Origin of the sequence: Streptomyces sp. Y1 (assembly GCF_041053115.1) — a bacterium.
In the GTDB taxonomy this organism is placed as follows: domain Bacteria; phylum Actinomycetota; class Actinomycetes; order Streptomycetales; family Streptomycetaceae; genus Kitasatospora; species Kitasatospora rubellomurina.
The window spans coordinates 8,538,564-8,555,350 of the sequence record NZ_CP163445.1; the positions used below are offsets into that span (position 1 = coordinate 8,538,564).

A 16,787-nucleotide genomic window follows, 5' to 3' on the forward strand; every position below is an offset into this window, starting at 1 on the left:
GGATTCGCCAGGTCAGGGAGAGGCTGCGGGGCGAGCGCCCCGCCAGACCAGGACGCGCGCGAAGCCCTCCCTCGTGGCCGCATGGTGCTCCCACGCGGTACGGCTCTGGTAGCCGAGCGCGCTCAGGTCGTCCTGGAGCTGGCCGATTCCGCCGTGCCAGTGCAGTTGGGAGGCGGCTGACCGCGGTCCGCTGGCATCGCGCCTGTGCCCCTCGGCCAGGCACCAGAGCGCGCAGACACAGGCGTGCGCGCCGGGCGGCCACAGGACGCCGTCCTGGTCTCTTACCGACACGCTGCCGATGGCCGGCTGGCCTTCGACCTCTCGCTTCCTGGCGCGGACCCGTAGCGCGTCTGCGACCTCGCGGCAGGGGTCGGGTTCGTTCCACCGGGGCCAGCCGTCGACATGGTTCGGCCTGGTCGGGGGAACACCCGCCCAGGCGCCGGGCGGCGACCACTGTGCGGGGGTGTCGGGACCCGGCTGCCAGACCAGAAGCTCGGCAGAGGTATGCGTCTCGGCGGTCCGGGGCGGCCCGGTCACTGCCGCGCCGAGGCCGAGTTCCCGCAGCACGCCGAGCAGGGCCTTGGTGGACGCCTGCCAGTGCTCGGCGGCGCCGGACGGGACGTGGCCGGTCCGGCAGTCCCTCTGGTAGGCCGGGTCGGGGATCCAGCTGACACGCAGGCATCCGAGCGCGCCGGGCGGCCACGCCTCCGGCCGCACACCGGCCGGCTGAGACCAGCCGACCCCCTCGGTGACCTGCCGGTAGTGGAGCCCGTCGTCCGTGACGTCCCAGGAGCGAAACCCTGCGGCGGAGAGCGCCTTGCCCAGCCACCGGATGCCTTCGTACAGGGACAGCTCGGCGATCACGACGCGACCTCCGGAGCCAAGGCCGGCTCGACACCTCCGACGAGCGGGTGCACCTGGTGCCACGCCAGCATCAGCCTGCACACGGCGGCGAGCACGAGCACGTCCGCGAGGGTACCGATGCCGGGCCGGGCCAGCAGGTCGCCGGCTGCGCGCGACGCCCCGGCAACCACGGGCCGCAGGCGCGTCCCCGAGGACAACGACTTGTAGTCCTCCTCGACAGAGGCCAGGAGGACCAGGAGGTGACCGAGCAGTTCCTCGGAGAGCAGGCTGAGGGTCTGCTCGTCGGGCGGGCGGCACGCCTGGGCTTCGTCCGCGATCTCGTCGGCCCTCAGGACGGCGGCGCGGGCCTCGGCGACGTTGAGCGGCAGTTTCTCAGACACGGTCGCCGCCCCACTGGAGCCCGCGGGTTGCGACGTGCGCGACGTCGTCCGCCAGGCACAGCACCCCGGGGGATTCCATCGGCACGGACCAGTACGCCCCGGGGCTGTGGTCCCGCACGAGACCGGGCGCCGGAACCGCAACGACCGAGCCTCGACCGAGGAAAACAACGCCCGACACGGACCAGGTGCGGGCCGCGCTCGGCGGCACCAGCGCGACGTAGGCGCCGCCCTCGCGGGTGCAGATCACCGGGCCGTCGAGCGCCGACGAGAGGTAGCGGTCGATCGCCGCCCAGTCCGTCGACCCGGCGGCCTTGGCCGCGACGTCCGCCGGCAAGCGCACCGCCGAGAACAGCGTGCCGGTCGGCAGCACGGTGACGCCGCGGGTCTCCCAATCGGCGGCGGCGTCCGGCCGGTCGGCTCCGGGCAGGGACGTCAGGAGCCACTGGCGCACGCCGGCCTCGCGCTCGGCCCCGGTCACCAGGTGCCCTCGCATGCCACCACCCAGTCCGGCCGGCCCCCTGCAATCAGCAGCGGGACGCGAAGCAGCGTCAACGGGACCATTGCCAGACATGATGTCCTCCGGAGAGCTCAAGGGTGGTCGACGGCGGATACGGCCGGGAAGGCCGGATCCCCGGCCTGGCGCCGTCGACAGGCCGGGGAGGAGTCGCATCCACGAGCGGTCAGCTCGCGAAGCGTGGAAGGCGCCTACGTGACGGCCCGGGGCCTCCTGACCAGGCAGAGCCGGGACACCCGGCTGGCCGACGTGATGACGTCGGCGCGCCGGAGGGCACGCTCGGTGGCGTGCTCGTCGGCGTAGCTCGGCAGCGGGAGCGACACGGGAGCCTGGAGGATGAGCTCGGCCCATACCTTCTTGCCGCCCGAGGTCGCCACCACACCCCACCTCTCGGACAGTCCGGCGACCAGGAGCATGCCTCGGCCCGACTCTGCGAAGGCGTTGTCCTTAGCGTCGTCGGGCACGTAGGGCAGCGCCCTACTCAGGTCGTGCACCGTCACGACGAGGCGGTGCCCGTCCGGAGACAGGTGCAGGGAGACATGGTGCATGCCTGGCGGGCTGTGCCGCGCCGCGTTGGCCACCAGCTCGACCGCCACGTACAGCGCGTTGTCGAGGTCGTCGTCGACCACGCCCCAGCGCACCAGGGCGGTGCGCAGGATGCGCCGCACGACGGGAACGCTGCTCAGGCGCCTCTCCAGCTCGGGGGCGCTCGCGTCGATCGTCACCCGCTCGACGCGACCTCGGGCGGCGGCCTTCACCGCAGCACCATGGCCGTGCAGGACCGGCCGGCAGCGCTGGTCGGCTGCATGCGCCAGTCGATGAGGGCCGGGTGGCGGGCGGGGTCTTCGCTGGTGCACAGGTAGATGGCGGCGGGGGTGCGCATAGGAGTGCTCCTGTGGACGACACAGTTGGACACCGAGCTCGGCCTTCGGGGGGATCAGGGCGGGCGCGGCAGTTCGGCAGGGTCGATGCGCCGCTGTGAAGTCCGGGACCGCGGTGACGCTCAAGCGAGTCGCCGGGTAGCTGCCGGTCGGTCGCGTCGCAAGACGGGCACCGGCGGTCTGAGGCGCTGACTCTTCCGCAAGGGAGGTGGGCTCCCGGGTACCGTTGGAAGGGGTTGTACCCGGGAGCCCCTGTGCATTTGGCTCGGCTACTCGTCGCCGCTGCCGTTCTCCTCGTGGTTGCCGCCGCTGTCGTGGTTGTTGCCGTCGTCGCTGGCGTGGTTGTTGTTGCCGTCGCTCATGGACCTGTCCCTCCTGCGTGGCTGCCGGGGCCGGCAGCATCGGTGTGTGGTCGCGCCGCCGCGGAGACCGTCAGGCTCCGTGATGGGGCGCAGGCCCGCACCGCCGCGTCGTTGCAGAGGTGCGGAGCAGCAGACCGGTTCGCGGGAGAGCCGAACTCGATCCTGCCCACCGGGCGCTGACAATCAGTGAACCGGTGGTCACGCAAGCCGAGATAGGCCATTCTGGGGCGGCCGTCTTCACGGACCCCGGACATTTCTGAGGGGTTGACGGCCAGCGGGGGCGAGAGGGGTCGCCTCACCGGACCGAGGAGCGCCGATGGCAACCTTCCGACCGAACGACGTGCTCAGAGCGCTCATGAAGCAGGCGGAGCTGTCGGCGGAGGATCTAGCACGTGCGGTCAATGCCGCCGGGGAGAAGCGATTCGGGCGACTGGGCAACGCCACCGGCAGGCACGTCCGCCGATGGCTCTTCGGTGAGACTGCCCAACCCCAGACCCACTACCTCGTCGGCCTCATGGACGTTTTCAACCTGCAAGGCGGTCAGCTGGGCTTCACTCTTTCGGATAAAAGATCAGGCGAGCTTGCCGGGTTGCAGCCAGGCTCTACGCTGCTGGTAGAGACCACCGCTGGGGAGGACCACGTGCTCCGTCGCTCCTTCATGATCGCTGCCACCGGAAACCTGCTGTCCTTTGCCTTCGCCCCGCTCCCGACCTCCGGTCGCATCGGAGCAAGCGACGTCGACCGCATCCGGGAGAGCATCGACCGGCTGCACGCCGTAGACGACCTCTACGGCGGCGAGCAACTGGCCGACATCGCCGAGTCCTTCGTCGGACATATCGAAGACGCCATGGGCAAATGCCTGTACGGGCCCCGCGTCGAGAAAGCCCTGTACCAGGTCATCGGCCAACTCCACGCCTCGGCTGGGTGGTTCGCGTTCGACAGTGGCGACCAGGCCCGCGCTGGCAAGAACTTCGACAGCGGCCTGCGCGCCGCCCTCCTCGCCAACGACCGGCAGCTCCAGGCTCGCATCTGGGCGTACATGTCCCGGCAGTCCTGGGCGCTCGGGAGGGCGACCGAGACCATCACCATCGCGCGCTGCGCTCTCGACGCCACCCGCAACTCCCGCGACCACCGCCTGAGCGCCCTCCTGCACGGCCGCCTCGCGCTCGGCTACGCCGCCTCCGGACAGGGCGCCCAGTGCGGCACGGCCCTCGCCCGCGCCGAGACCGCCCTCGACAGGGTCGGCACCGCGCCGGCCGATGCCTGGCTCGCCTTCGTCGGGCCGGGCGAGGTGATGGCCGCCGCGGCGATGTCGTACATGGACCTGAACCAGCCCGACCGCGCGGCGCACCAGGAGGAGCTGGCGATGGAACTCCTCGACCCAGCGTTCCGGAGGAACAGGTTCGCGACGGCGGTCCACCTCTCGGAGTGCTACCTGGCTGACGGCCGGGTCGAGCAGGCCGTCAGCGTGGCCGGCGAGGCCCTGGACCTCTACCCGACTGTGAACTGCCCGCGCTGGGCCGTGCACCTCAACACGGTCCGGGAGAAGGTGGCCGGGTACAGCCTTCCCGAGGCCGCCGCCTTCGTGGAACGCTACGACACCATCACCTCCGCCTCGTAAGGAACTGGAGCAGCAACGTGGCCGCCCAGCCCAAGACCCTGACCGTCAGCTACCACAACGCGGAGAGCCTGCCCGCCGTCGAACCGCTGCTGCTCGACCTCTACGCCGAGATCTACGCCGCCGAGGCTGCCACCGATCCGTTCTTCTCCGTCGAACGGTTCACCGACCGCCTCCACCGCCACGCCGCCGCCCCGCGCTGGGGCTGCGCCCTCGGGGAAGTCGACGGACAGGCCATCGGCTACGCCTACGGCTTCGCCCGGACCGCCGACTACCGGTGGGCCGGACTCGTCAGCACGGTGCCCGGGGTCGACCTGGAGGAACACGACACCCGCACCTTCGCCCTGTGCGAGGTGATGGTCCGCGCGGACTTCCGCGGTACCGGCACCGCCCGCACGCTCCACGAGGAGCTGCTGTCCCACCGGATCGAGGAGCGGTCGAACCTCCTGGTCGACGAGGAGCACCCGCGGGTCCGGGCCCTCTACGAGCGGTGGGGCTACACCGAGATGGGGATCATGCAGCCCTACCCGGACTCCCCTCGCTACGTGTCCATGTGGCGTCCGATCATCCTCTGACCCGACCGGCAGCGCCCGGAGACTCAGGGACGGCCGCGCCGGGACTCGACTTCCCGCCCGCGGCAGCATCGATCTAGGCCCTCCGCAGTAACCCTGGCGCCACCCACGCCGCATCGGCTCCAGTCGTGCGTCGGCTCATCACCGGCCAACGCACTGTGGCCACCTCGCCGGAGGTCGATCCGACAAGGTGGCCATACTGAGCTGGTATCAGGTTTTCAGAGGATCACGGTCGGGTTCGTGGAGCGTGCTTTGCCTGAGCCCGGTTGGCGCTCGGCACCCACGATCGCGGTGGGTTCTGCTCTGCGCTCAGCTTCGTGCGGGGAGGACCCACTTCTGTGAGGGGCCGCCGTTGCAGTCCCAGAGTTCGAGGCGAGTGCCGTTGGTGGTGTTGCCGAAGGGGACGTCGACGCAGCGGCCGGAGTAGGGATTGAAGATGGTTCCGTCCGCCCTGGGGAGGAAGACCTGGTTGGGGCCGTTGTTGCAGGTCCACAGTTGCAGCAGGGTTCCGTTGACGGTGCCAGCCTGGGTGGCGTCGAGGCAGCCGCCGAGGATGCGCAGGGTGCCGTCCGGCTGGAAGGTCCACTGCTGGCCGATGCCTGTGTTGCAGTCCCAGAGCTGCACCGCCGTGCCGGGTGTGGAGCGGCCGAAGTTGTCGTCTATGCACTTGCTGGTCTGGGCGGCGTATGTAACGGGGCTGTTGGCGGCGTAGGTGCTGAGGATGCCGGTCGGGCCGGCGACCCAGGTGAAGTACGGCGCCGTGGTGGTGGAGTGCCCGGTCCAGATCTGGATGATGCCGTTGGGGGTCATGCCCCACAGGGTGGGTGATCCGGAGCCCGTCAGGTCGCCGTCCGAGCCGATGGCCGGCCAGCGGGCCGCGGTGACACCGGATCCGGAGAGCTGGGTGTCGGTGGCGATGCCGGTGAGGGTCGGGTAGTCGGTGCCGTCACCGAACGGGTCGCTGACGGTAATTTTGCCAATGGTGAAGGTGTAGCCGCGCAGTTCGCCGGTGCTCTGGTTGCGTGCCCACAGGCCGGGGTGGCCCTGGCCGGCCCAGTCTCCGGGGGAGATGAGGTCCCAGCCCTTCCAGCCGGTGGCGGCGAGCTTGGTCGGGGAACCGAAGGTGGCGTCGAGGGTGGTCGGGTAGAACCAGAGGGCGCCGGTGCCGTCCGGGCTAGTCTCGACGGTGAACAGGCCGGTGCGGTTCTGGAACTTCTTGCTCGGGTCGAGGTTGCTGGTCTTGGGGTCGCCGCTGGCGGCGATCTGCAGTGTGGTGGACCAGTCGGTGGCGTTGTAGCCGGTGCAGTCGGTCCGGGCCGGGTCGCAGGCAGGCTTGGCCAGCGCGGCCTTGGTGTCGAAGACGCCTGGGACGTTGGTGTTGCCCGGGTTCTTGTAGCGGTAGAGGGTCTTGTCGCTGTCCTTGTGGACGATGAGGTCGTCGATGTTCGTGCCACCGCTCAGGCTGCCGCGATGGGTGGTGCGGTAGTTCGCCCAGGAGTCGCCACCCGGTGACTTGGCTTTGGGCGCCGCCAGCGTGGCCTTGGGCGCGCCGGCGGGGAAGTCGTATACGCGCAGGTCGCCGTTGGGGTCGGCGGTGACGATGTCGGGCAGGGCGTCGCCGGTGACGTCGCCGAAAGTCGGGGCCGGGCTGTTCGGGTTCCACGGCACGTAGAAGGCGTACTGTGCGACCGGGGAGAGGTTGCCGGCGTTGTCCTCGGCCTGGACGTAGAGGACGTTGGTGCCCCATCGTCCGGGGGTCACCGGGATCTGGCCGGTGGGCATGGCGCTGCCGCACTTCCAGGCGGCATCGGCGAGTTGTGGGTCGAAGCTCCAGCGCAGGCAGGCCGTTCCGGAGGAGTAGCCGCCGCTGGGGGTCGGGTCGGTCGCGGTGAAGGGGACGCCGCCGCTCTGGCCGGCGTAGATCTGCGAGGTCTGGCCGTTGCCGGAGGGCGGGAACTGCTTGGTGGTGTCGGTGACGGTGGTGGGGAAGGTGATGGTCGGCGGGTAGAGGTCGACCTTGAAGTAGCAGGTCGGGGTGGAGGCGGACCAGGGGACGCCGTCGGTGGCCATGATGCTGTAGCCGTAGGCGTGGCCGTCCTTGATCACGCTGCCGGGGACCTGGAAGGTCGTGACACCGCCGCTGTTGACGTCGGCCGTGGTGCCGCTTGCGACGTCGGGCACGCCGGGGAGGTTGTAGTCCCAGAGGTGGTCCCAGGAGTGGAGCTGGCTCTGGACGGGGCTGGAGACGGTGGCGTTGAGGTAGACGGCGTTGTCCTGGTTGGAGCCGGCGCCGAGCCAGGCCCAGTTGTTGGCGTTGCCGTCACCGCAGGCCTGGTAGGTAGCCGCGGGGCTGACCGTCTTGGGCGCCGGCGACACCCCCGGGTTCGTGGGGACGTTGGGCACCCGGTCGTACATGACGGACAGCACGGGCTGGTAGGTGAAGCGTTTGAAGGCGTACTGGTTGCTCTCGTCGCCGTAGAGGCCGAAGGTCAGCTGGCCATTGTTGATGTACTGCTTCATCGCGCTGGTGATGTCGAAGGAGAACGGCACGTTGTCGTGGCACGGGTCCTTGCCCGAGCCGCCGACCCAGGCGGTGGCGCCGACCTGGCCGCCGATCTGGCCGGGCTGGTTGGACCAGGTCGTGCCGTTGCCGATCGCACCGGTGACGAACAGGTTGAGCGGGTAGGTGTTGGTGCAGGACCAGTCGGCGGAGACGTACTCCTGCATGGTCATGCTCGCGGAGCTGATGACCGTCCCGCTCAGCGAGCTGATGTCGAACTGGTAGAAGGCGCGCTCGATGTCGGCGGGTGAGCAGCTGCCGCCATTGGGGTAGTAGCCGCACTTGCCGACGCCGGGGAAGTCGCTGTCGCCACTGCCCTGGCGCAGCCAGTTGTTGGAGCCGTCGTGGGCCGACTGGACCCAGGTCCAGGCGTTGCCGGACAGGCTCCAGGGCAGGAAGGAGGGGTCGATGTAGTACGGGGCGGTGCCGTGGGTCAGGAGGTCCTGGTCAGGCGTCAGGTCGATGCCGGCGCTGCCCGCAGTGACCGGCATGGTGGAGACCTTGGAACCCGCCCCGGGGCCGGCGTCGGAACTGCTGGCGGCGGCCTTACCCGTGCCGTTCCCGGTGTCTGCCGGGGCGTCGGCGGAGGCTGCCGCGAGCGTCAGGGAGGCCTTCACCGCGGGCGCGGGGGTGCCCGTGGCGGGTGCGGCGGTGCTCGTGGCAGGTGTGGTGCTGTCCCACATCTGCGGGGTACGGGCGATCCAGCGGGGCTTGCCGTCCGCGCCAGCGGCGGTGATGTTGCCGTGCGCGTCACTCGTGACAGTGACACCGTCCGCGGTGGTGTCGAAGTGCAGGTTCTTCAGCACGGGATTGGCCGCGGCGGCCTGGGTCTTGACGACCAGGACGGTGGTCAGGCCGCCGCGCTTGGTGGCAGTCACCTTCAGGTCGATGTCAGGAGCGACGGACGGGTAGAGCACGCTGTCGCCACTGACAGTCGGCGCGGGCAGCGCGAATGGGGCCGACAGGGCCAGCTTCTTGCCGTCCACGCTGGTCATGGTCGCCAGCGGCCCCGCGCCGCCCTTGGACAGCACCAGCTGACCCGCGGCGGACTTCGGGGAGAACGTACCGTCCTGATTGGCCGCGAGGGACGCGTCCAGCCCCTGCCAGACCCCGTCACGGCGAACTCGCTGCTGATCGAGGTGGCTGGTGAGCGCGAAGTGCCCCTCGGGGGTGGCCACGGTCTCGCTGAACTCGGTCGTGAGCGAGTCGATCGGGACGTTCTTTTGCGTGGCCTTGGCCTCGACAATGGCCTTCTCCGCCGCGTTGGCCGGCGGCCGCACCTGCTGCTGTCTCGCGGTGGCGGCGTCGATCGCGGCCTGCGACGGCACCGTTGGCGCATCGTCGGCGTAGGAATTGAGCCCGGATAGACCGGTCGTGAGTGCCAGAACGGCCGTCACGGTCAATACGGCGAGTGGCGCACCGCTGTGGCGGCGTTTTCTGTTCAACGCGGGAATCTCCCCCCAAGAGCACGGGAAGGCCTGCATAGGTGCAGGCCATCGGCACCGTAGGGGGCCGAACATAGCGCCCGTCAATTCAAGCGTGTCGGGCACGTCCCGCATTGCCGTGATTTCGACCGATTCGTGGACCTCGTGACAATCCTCACCAGTGAGCGATCCTTGACGCTGCGTTATATGCGTCCGCTAGCATCTGCCGGTTCGGATACAGGACTCGGGCCTTCATACCCGGGGGGCTCAAAAATGATGCGGAGAATGAAGAGTGTCATTTATGCAACGAATAGGCTTCGAGAGAATAAAGGGCAGGAGGGGGAGACTGCGCGGGCGGCTCGCGGCCGTCACGACGGCCGTCGTCCTCGCCTCGATGCTGGCACCGCTGCCACTCGCCGCGGCCGCGGACGGCCCGGACTACTCGCGTAAGTGGTCACCGCCCAACACCGCCCTGCCGAAGACGGCTTCGGTCGCGGGCAAGAACGCAGACCCGGTGGCGGCCCCGAAGCCGGAACACCCGGTGCCGCCGACCTGGACCCCGCCCAAGAACCCGCAGCAGATCCCCGGCGGCCACGCTTCGGTGAAGCTCGGATCCGCCCCCGAGGCACACCCCCTGGGCGAGGGCGAGAAGCCGCAGGCCGGCGACGAGGCCAAGGCCCCGGGACTGCCCGTGTCGGTCGCGCCGCTGGCCGGCTCGTCGGCAGCGGGCCAGACAATCCAGGTCGAGGTGGCCGACGCCAAGACCTCGGCGAGCGCCGGAATCCCCGGCGTCGCGGTTACCCTCACCCGCCCCGGCTCCGGTGACGACGCCCCGGTGCGCGTTGGCGTCGACGCCTCCAGCCTGGACGCCTCGTTCGGCGCGAACTGGGCAGCCCGCGCCCACCTGGTCGCCCTGCCGGACTGCGCGACCACGACGCCGCAGTCCGCCGACTGCCGCAAGCAAACACCGCTCGAATCGCACTACGACCCGGCGACGAAGAAGCTCGTCGCCGACGTCCCGCTGAACGGGACGGGCACCGCCAAGGCCCCGGCCGCCCCGGTCACCAATACCGCCACCGACGCGGCCGCCCCCGGGGCGGGCCGAGCGGTGTACGCGGGCTCCACGACGACCTCCACGACGGTCGGCGTGGTGTCGGGCTCGTCGAGTGGGGCTGGAACCTACTCGGCGACCAGCCTGAACCCGTCGCAGGCGTGGACCGCCGGCGGATCGTCAGGCGCGTTCACCTACGGCTACCCGGTGCAGGTGCCCCCGGCGCTCGCCGGAGCGGCCCCGAAGGTGTCGCTCTCGTACGACTCGGCGTCGGTGGACGGCAAGACCTCGTCGACGAATTCCCAGGCCTCCTGGATCGGCGACGGCTGGGACTTCGGCAACGGCTTCGTCGAGCGTTCCTTCAAGCCGTGCTCCCAGGCCGGGATCACCGGATCCGGTGACCAGTGCTGGGGCGGCGCGAACCTGACCATGTCGTTCGGAGGCCACTCCGGACAGCTCGTGCCGGACGACAGCTCCTGCCAGTCCGGCGCACCCGCCGCGATGGAGCAGGCCGCCTGCACCTGGCGGCTCAAGGATGACGACGGCACGAAGGTGCAGTTCCTGACCGGTGCGACCAACGGCACCTGGAACGGCTCCTACATCAAGGTCACCGACACTGCTGGCACCGTCTCCTACTTCGGCCTGAACCACGTGCCGGACGCGAACGGCAACCCGACTACGCTCGGCGCGGACAGCGGCTCGGCCTGGACCGTCCCGGTCTACTCCCCCAACAGCGGGGACCCGTGCTACGACCCGGCCAAGGGCCAGGGCTCGTGGTGCCAGACCGCGTGGCGGTGGAACCTCGACTTCGTCGTGGACCCGCACGGCAACCTGACCACCTACACCTACACGCCCGAGACGAACTACTACTCCCGCGGCGGCGCGCAGAACAACGGCAACGGCACCCGCACCGCCTACACCCGCGCCGGCACTCCCGCCACCATCGGGTACGGGCAGCGCCTGGCGGACCAGTTGGGCAACAACGGCGCCTACAACCCCGCCGCGAAGATCGTCTTCAACACTGCCGAGCGGTGCGTCACCTCCACCACGGCCTGCGACCCGTCCCAGCGCACCGCGGCCAACGCAGCGAACTGGCCGGACGTCCCACTCGACCAGCAGTGCGACGCCACCAGCGCGTGCACGGTCTACGGGCCGACGTACTGGACCACCAGGTGGCTGGCGTCCATCGCCACCCAGGTCCGGGTCAACGGCGCCTACCAGACCGTGGACTCGTACGCGCTCAACCACACGTTCATCAACGTGCAGAACGCCACCGAGAACACCCAGGTCCCCTGGCTCACCTCCATCCAGCGCACCGGCCAGGACCCCCAGGCCACCGGCGGCCAGGTCACACTCCCCGCGGTGTCCTTCACCGCGCAGCTGCTGCCCAACCGCGTGGACGGCTCCAACCTGGTACCCGCGCCGCCGGCCTACAACCGGCCCCGCATCCAGCTGATCACCACCGAGACCGGCAGCACCATCGGCGTCAACTACGCCAACGCCGCCTGCTCACGCGTGAACAACGTCATGCCGGCCTCCGCGGACAGCGACACACTCTCCTGCTACAACGTCAAGTGGAACCCGCCCGGCTCCATCGCCGGTGCGACGCCCGTGGACGACTGGTTCCTCAAGTACCCGGTCACCAGCGTCACCACGAACCCGGCCACCCCAGGCTCGGTGCCGGTAGTGGCCAACTACAGCTACGGCAACGCCGCCTGGCACCGCGACGACTCGCCGACGACCCAGGACAAGAACCGCACCTGGGACCACTTCCGCGGCTACGCCTCCGTCACCGAGGTGTCCGGCAGCGGCAACGACGGGCCCAAGTCGAAGAAGTCCACCACCTTCTACCAGGGCATGGACGGCGACCTCCTGGCGAACGGCACCGCCCGCAGCGTCCAGGTCGCCGGCCCCATGGGCGGCCCAGCCACCGACTCCGACTGGTTCTCGGGCCAAACTCGGGAAAGCGACACCTACACCAGCGCCGACGCCACCGGAACCATCACCAGCTACACGGTGAAGTCCTTCAGCGGAGGCCCGGTCACCACCGCCACCCACAGCCAGGGCAACAACCTGCCCGCCCTCCTCGCCCAGTACGCGGCCACCACGACCGTGCACACGGCCAAGACACTTAAGACAGACGGGACCTGGCGGTCCAACACCACCACCACAACGACCGATCCGTCCTACGGCAACCGCGTCAAGACGTCCCTCGACAGCGCGGACGGCCTGCCGGACATCTGCACACGAACCGGCTACGCCACCGGGTCGGACCCGCAAGTCCTGGATGTGGCCTCCGAGTCGATTACAGTCTCCGGTGCGAACGCCTGCACCGCGACGGCCACGGCAGCCAACACCGTCTCGTGGACGCGGACACTGTACGACGGCCAGGCCTTCGGACAGACCGGCACAGCGCATGACCCGACCAGCAGCCTGACCCTCGACCACTTCGACTCCGCCGGAACCCCGCAGTTCAGCACGGCCAACGCGACGTACGACAGCTACGGCCGCATCACGAGCGCAACCGACCCCAACGCCACCGACAGCACGCACCCGGGCGGCGCCACGGTGACGACCGCCTATGCGGCGGCCAACGCCGGTGAACTGTCCAACCGCGTCACCGTCACCACGCCGGCGCCGGCCGGTGCGAGCGACGCTGCCACGGGCCGAGTCACCACCACCACCTACGACCCCGCGCGGGCACTGCCGCTGACGGTCACCGACCCCAACGGCCGCACGACCACCGAGACCTACGACGGGCTCGGCCGGGCGACCGGTGTGTGGCTGCCGGGCCAGGCCACCACGGCGAGCGCGAACAAGAAGTTCTCCTACACCCTTCCAGGTGTGGTTAACGGCAGTGCCGTACCACCGACCGTGACCACCTCAAGCCTGCTCGTCGACGGCTCCTACGCCGTCAAGATCGACATCATGGACGGCGAAGGACGCACCGTTCAGTCCCAGGCGACACCGGCGATCTCCGCCTACAAGGGCCGGCTGATCACCGACACCGTGTACGACTCCCAAGGACGCGTCACCCGGGCCAACAGCCCCTGGTACAACAACGACGCCGCGCCCAGCACCACGCCGTTCCAGACCACCACGCAGCAGGCCCCGGCCCAGACCTACAACGTCTACGACGGCCTCGGCCGCCCGGTGACCCAGCAGTTCATCGCCTACGGCGTGGTCCAGTCCACGACCACCACCGCCTACCCCGGCGCCGACCGGACAGACACCACGCCTCCCGCAGGTGCGACACCGACCTCGGCCGTCACCGACGCCCGCGGCCACAAGACCCAGCTCTGGCAGTACAAGACCGTCACCGCCACCGGCAACCAGGCCGACGCGGACGTGACCTCCTACACCTATACGGTAGACGGCCACCTGGCGACGCAGAAGGACGCCGCCGGCAACACCTGGACCCACGGCTACGACCAGCGCGGCCGCGAGACCACCACGTCCGACCCGGACACCGGCACCGCCACCAAGACCTATGACGCCGCGGGCAGGTTGGCCTCGACCACCGACGCGCGCAACCAGACCATCTCATACACCTACGACCTGCTCGGCCGCGTCACCGGCACCTACTCCGGCTCGGTCGCGCCGGCCAACCAGCTGACCGCCTCCACCTACGACACCGTCCTCAAGGGCCAGCCCGCGACCTCGACCCGCTACGTCAACGGGGCCTCCGGCATCGCCTACACCAGCTCCGTGCTGGCGTACGACACCGCCTACCACCCCACCAAGACCACCACCACCATCCCCGGCACCGAGATCGGCCAGGGCACCACTCCCTTCACCTACACCTACCAGGCGATCTACGACCCGATCACCGGCGCCCTGACCGACGACAAGCGCTCAGCCGTCGGCGACATCGCCGCCGAGACGGTCCACTATTCCTACGACATCTACGGCCCGCTGAGCACCTACGGCGGTGCCACCACCACCTACGACCTGTCCTCGGACTGGGACGCCTACGGACGCAACATCCGCTCCACCATGAACCCGTGGGGCACCCAGATCGTCGTCACCAACACCTACGACGAGTCCACCGGCCGCCAGCTGTCGCAGTTCGTCGACAAGCAGACCGCCTCCACCGGCGCCGTCCAACAACTCACCTACACCTACAACACCGCCGGGCAGCTCACCGCCGTCCGCAACATCCCCGACAACACCCCGGCCTCTACCGACCTGCAGTGCTTCGGCTACGACTACCTCGGCCGCCTCACCAACGCCTGGACGGACACCGGCACGCTCACCCAGGCCGCGCAACCCACGGTCGGCGGCATCGGCGCCTGCGCCAACTCCACACCCACCAGCGGTGCCCACGCCCCGCTGAAGACCACGGTCGGCGGCCCCGCCGCGTACTGGCAGAGCTACGGCTACGACCTCACCGGCAACCGCACCCAGCTCGTCCAGCACGACCCGAACGGTGACACCACCAAGGACACCACCACCAACCAGACCTTCCCGGCCGCCGGCACCGTCAACACCCCGACCACCGCACCCAACACCGGCGGCGGCACCGGCGGACCGCACGCCCTGACCAGCACCACCACCACAACACCGACCGGCACCACCGGCAGCAGCGCCCAGTACGACGCGGCAGGCAACACCACCGCCGTCACCGACACCTCCGGCACCGCAACCCTCACCTGGAACAGCGAGAACAAGCTCGCCTCCTACAGCAAGACGGGCAGCGCCGGACCGACCACCTACCTCTACGACGCAGCCGGCAACCAGCTCATCCGGCGCGACCCCGGCAGAACCACCATCACGCTCGGCGGCGACGAGCTGGTCTACGACGCGACCGCCAACAGCGTCACCGGCGTTCGCTACTACCAGATCCCCGGCGGCACCACCCTGGTCCGCCAGGGCGGCAAGTCGACCTACCAGATCGCCGACCACCACGGCACCGGCATCCTGGCCCTCGACGGCACGACGCTCACCGAGACCCGGCGGCCGTCCGACCCGTTCGGCAACCCCCGCGGCACCCAGCCCACCACCTGGGCCGGCGACCACGGCTTCGTCGGCGGCACCAAGGACGACGCCACCGGCCTCACCAACCTCGGCGCCCGCGAATACCAACCCACCACCGGCCGCTTCCTCAACTCCGACCCGGTCATCGACCTCGCGTCCCCACAGCAGTGGAACGCCTACGCCTACAGCAACAACAGCCCCGTCAACCTCTCCGACCCCTCCGGCCTGCACTTCGAAGAGTGCAGTAACGGAATGTATTCATGCAGCGGCGGAATCACGCCAATCGAGAAGGGTCGCGACTACGACAGAATCGTAGAGGAGAATAAAAAGGAGGAAAGCTTCGAGCTCTACTCCGCCAGCGTTTATTGGAAGACTGGCAAGACGGTTGCCCAGCAGTATTCAGTAAGGTGCAGCAAGGGTCGATGCAATCCGCATTCCACGGAAGGCCATGAGGGCAACAACGCAGATTTCCTATTCGGCCTTGGAACAATCGCGGTCGCCCCTCTTGACATCGCCCACTCAATCATCCATTTGGGCGATCACGAGAACAAAAACAAGCCGGGCCCGATGGACACCTACGTCGACTGGGCTCAGCGCCATGGCGCTGATACGGACAGTGCAGAGTTTGCTTCAGGAGCGTACGGCCTCGCTTCGGTAGGTGACGCCTACGTCGCGGAGTCCGGCGGTTTTCCGTGCTTCAGTTTCCCCGCAGAAACCAAGGTTCTTCTCGCAGATGGAACCGCGAAGCCAATCAACCAAATTGCCGTTGGCGACCAAGTCGCCGCAACCGACCCTCAGACCGGCAGCACCGCTGGGGAACCCGTCACACAGAGCATCATCACCCCTGACGACAAGGATTTCACCGACCTCCAGCTGGCCGTTTCGGTCACGGCGAATCCGCAGGCGACAGTCGACAGTGCCACCGCATCAACTGTCACCCTCACGTCAACCCAATACCACCCGTACTGGAACATCGCCACCAAACGATGGACTGATGCGGCCGAGCTCCATGCTGGTGACCAGCTTCTGACAGCGGCAGGCGGCAGCGCCACTGTTACATCGGTCCGCAACTACACCGTCGACCCAACCCCCGCCTACAACCTCACGGTCAACCAGCTCCACACCTACTATGTGTTCGCAGGGGCGACTCCGGTCCTGGTTCACAACTGCACCCCAGCCGCTCAAGCTGTCAGTGAGCTGCCGAAGGACTTCAAGCGAAGGACAGTAGGGGTCCTTGATATAGGGGTGGACCAAATCCCCTTCTCAAGCGGCCCAGGTGGCCAGTCGGAACTACTTGAGGATCTCCCCGGTCGAACTAAGCAGAATTACGACCACGTCGAAGCTCATGTGGCAGCGTTCATGAGAATGAACCCCGGGATCAGAAAGGGAGTACTCTACATGGACAATCAATATGGAATGTGCAAGGGGCCCGCAGGCTGTGCGCACAATATAGAAGACATGCTCCCCCACGGGGCGAAGCTGTGGGTGAGTTCGAACGGCCGGAACTATGGGCCCTTCACCGGCAATAAGGACATAGAGCCGTAATGGGAAGTGGCTCGGCCTGCCGTCGCGCGCAGGCCGAGC

Annotated in this window: 9 protein-coding genes; 3 read left to right on the plus strand and 6 right to left on the minus strand. The window is 68.8% G+C overall.

Features of this window, described 5'->3' with window-relative positions; genetic code table 11:
• Positions 1-12: 12 nt before the first annotated feature.
• The 5 genes from AB2U05_RS37395 to AB2U05_RS37415 all read right to left on the minus strand — a co-directional run bounded on the left by AB2U05_RS37395 (position 13) and on the right by AB2U05_RS37415 (position 2,641).
• On the minus strand, positions 13-864 hold the full coding sequence (locus AB2U05_RS37395) for a hypothetical protein (protein WP_369185825.1): 852 nt from the start codon (positions 862-864) through the stop codon (positions 13-15).
• Complete coding sequence (locus AB2U05_RS37400; RefSeq protein WP_369185826.1) at positions 861-1,244, minus strand: hypothetical protein; 384 nt, start codon at positions 1,242-1,244, stop codon at positions 861-863. Before AB2U05_RS37400 ends, AB2U05_RS37395 begins: the two co-directional genes overlap by 4 nt.
• Positions 1,237-1,737, minus strand: a complete 501-nt coding sequence (locus tag AB2U05_RS37405) for a hypothetical protein (RefSeq protein ID WP_369185827.1) — start codon at positions 1,735-1,737, stop codon at positions 1,237-1,239. Before AB2U05_RS37405 ends, AB2U05_RS37400 begins: the two co-directional genes overlap by 8 nt.
• A gap of 212 nt (positions 1,738-1,949) precedes the next feature.
• Positions 1,950-2,516, minus strand: coding sequence for an ATP-binding protein (locus tag AB2U05_RS37410; RefSeq protein WP_369185828.1), 567 nt, complete (start codon positions 2,514-2,516; stop codon positions 1,950-1,952).
• Positions 2,513-2,641 (minus strand): hypothetical protein, encoded by a 129-nt coding sequence (locus tag AB2U05_RS37415; protein ID WP_369185829.1) that lies wholly within the window; start codon positions 2,639-2,641, stop codon positions 2,513-2,515. The genes AB2U05_RS37410 and AB2U05_RS37415 overlap by 4 nt, the downstream gene beginning before the upstream one ends.
• Positions 2,642-3,317: 676 nt before the next feature.
• On the opposite strand from AB2U05_RS37415, the gene AB2U05_RS37420 reads away from it, so the two are divergent.
• On the plus strand, positions 3,318-4,622 hold the full coding sequence (locus AB2U05_RS37420; RefSeq protein WP_369185830.1) for a hypothetical protein: 1,305 nt from the start codon (positions 3,318-3,320) through the stop codon (positions 4,620-4,622).
• Between the two features lie 17 nt (positions 4,623-4,639).
• On the plus strand, positions 4,640-5,194 hold the full coding sequence (locus AB2U05_RS37425; RefSeq protein WP_369185831.1) for a GNAT family N-acetyltransferase: 555 nt from the start codon (positions 4,640-4,642) through the stop codon (positions 5,192-5,194).
• 306 nt (positions 5,195-5,500) lie between these two features.
• Here the strand turns inward: AB2U05_RS37425 and AB2U05_RS37430 are convergent, their stop codons facing one another.
• Entirely contained in the window at positions 5,501-9,079 is a 3,579-nt protein-coding gene (locus AB2U05_RS37430; RefSeq protein ID WP_369185832.1) for a ricin-type beta-trefoil lectin domain protein, read from the minus strand.
• A 490-nt stretch (positions 9,080-9,569) separates the two neighbouring features.
• Here AB2U05_RS37430 and AB2U05_RS37435 point away from each other — a divergent pair, with 490 nt between their 5' ends.
• The gene (locus tag AB2U05_RS37435) at positions 9,570-16,748 is read left to right on the plus strand and encodes an RHS repeat-associated core domain-containing protein (protein WP_369185833.1); all 7,179 of its coding nucleotides are present in this window, start codon (positions 9,570-9,572) and stop codon (positions 16,746-16,748) included.
• Positions 16,749-16,787 lie beyond the last annotated feature (39 nt).

What these genes read in the sequence shown, in the direction of transcription:
- AB2U05_RS37420 (WP_369185830.1), top strand. Translation starts at nt 3,318, where the DNA reads ATGGCAACCTTCCGACCGAACGACGTGCTCAGAGCGCTCATGAAGCAG.
- AB2U05_RS37415 (WP_369185829.1), bottom strand. Translation starts at nt 2,641, where the DNA reads ATGCGCACCCCCGCCGCCATCTACCTGTGCACCAGCGAAGACCCCGCC.
- AB2U05_RS37405 (WP_369185827.1), bottom strand. Translation starts at nt 1,737, where the DNA reads ATGCGAGGGCACCTGGTGACCGGGGCCGAGCGCGAGGCCGGCGTGCGC.
- AB2U05_RS37435 (WP_369185833.1), top strand. Translation starts at nt 9,570, where the DNA reads ATGCTGGCACCGCTGCCACTCGCCGCGGCCGCGGACGGCCCGGACTAC.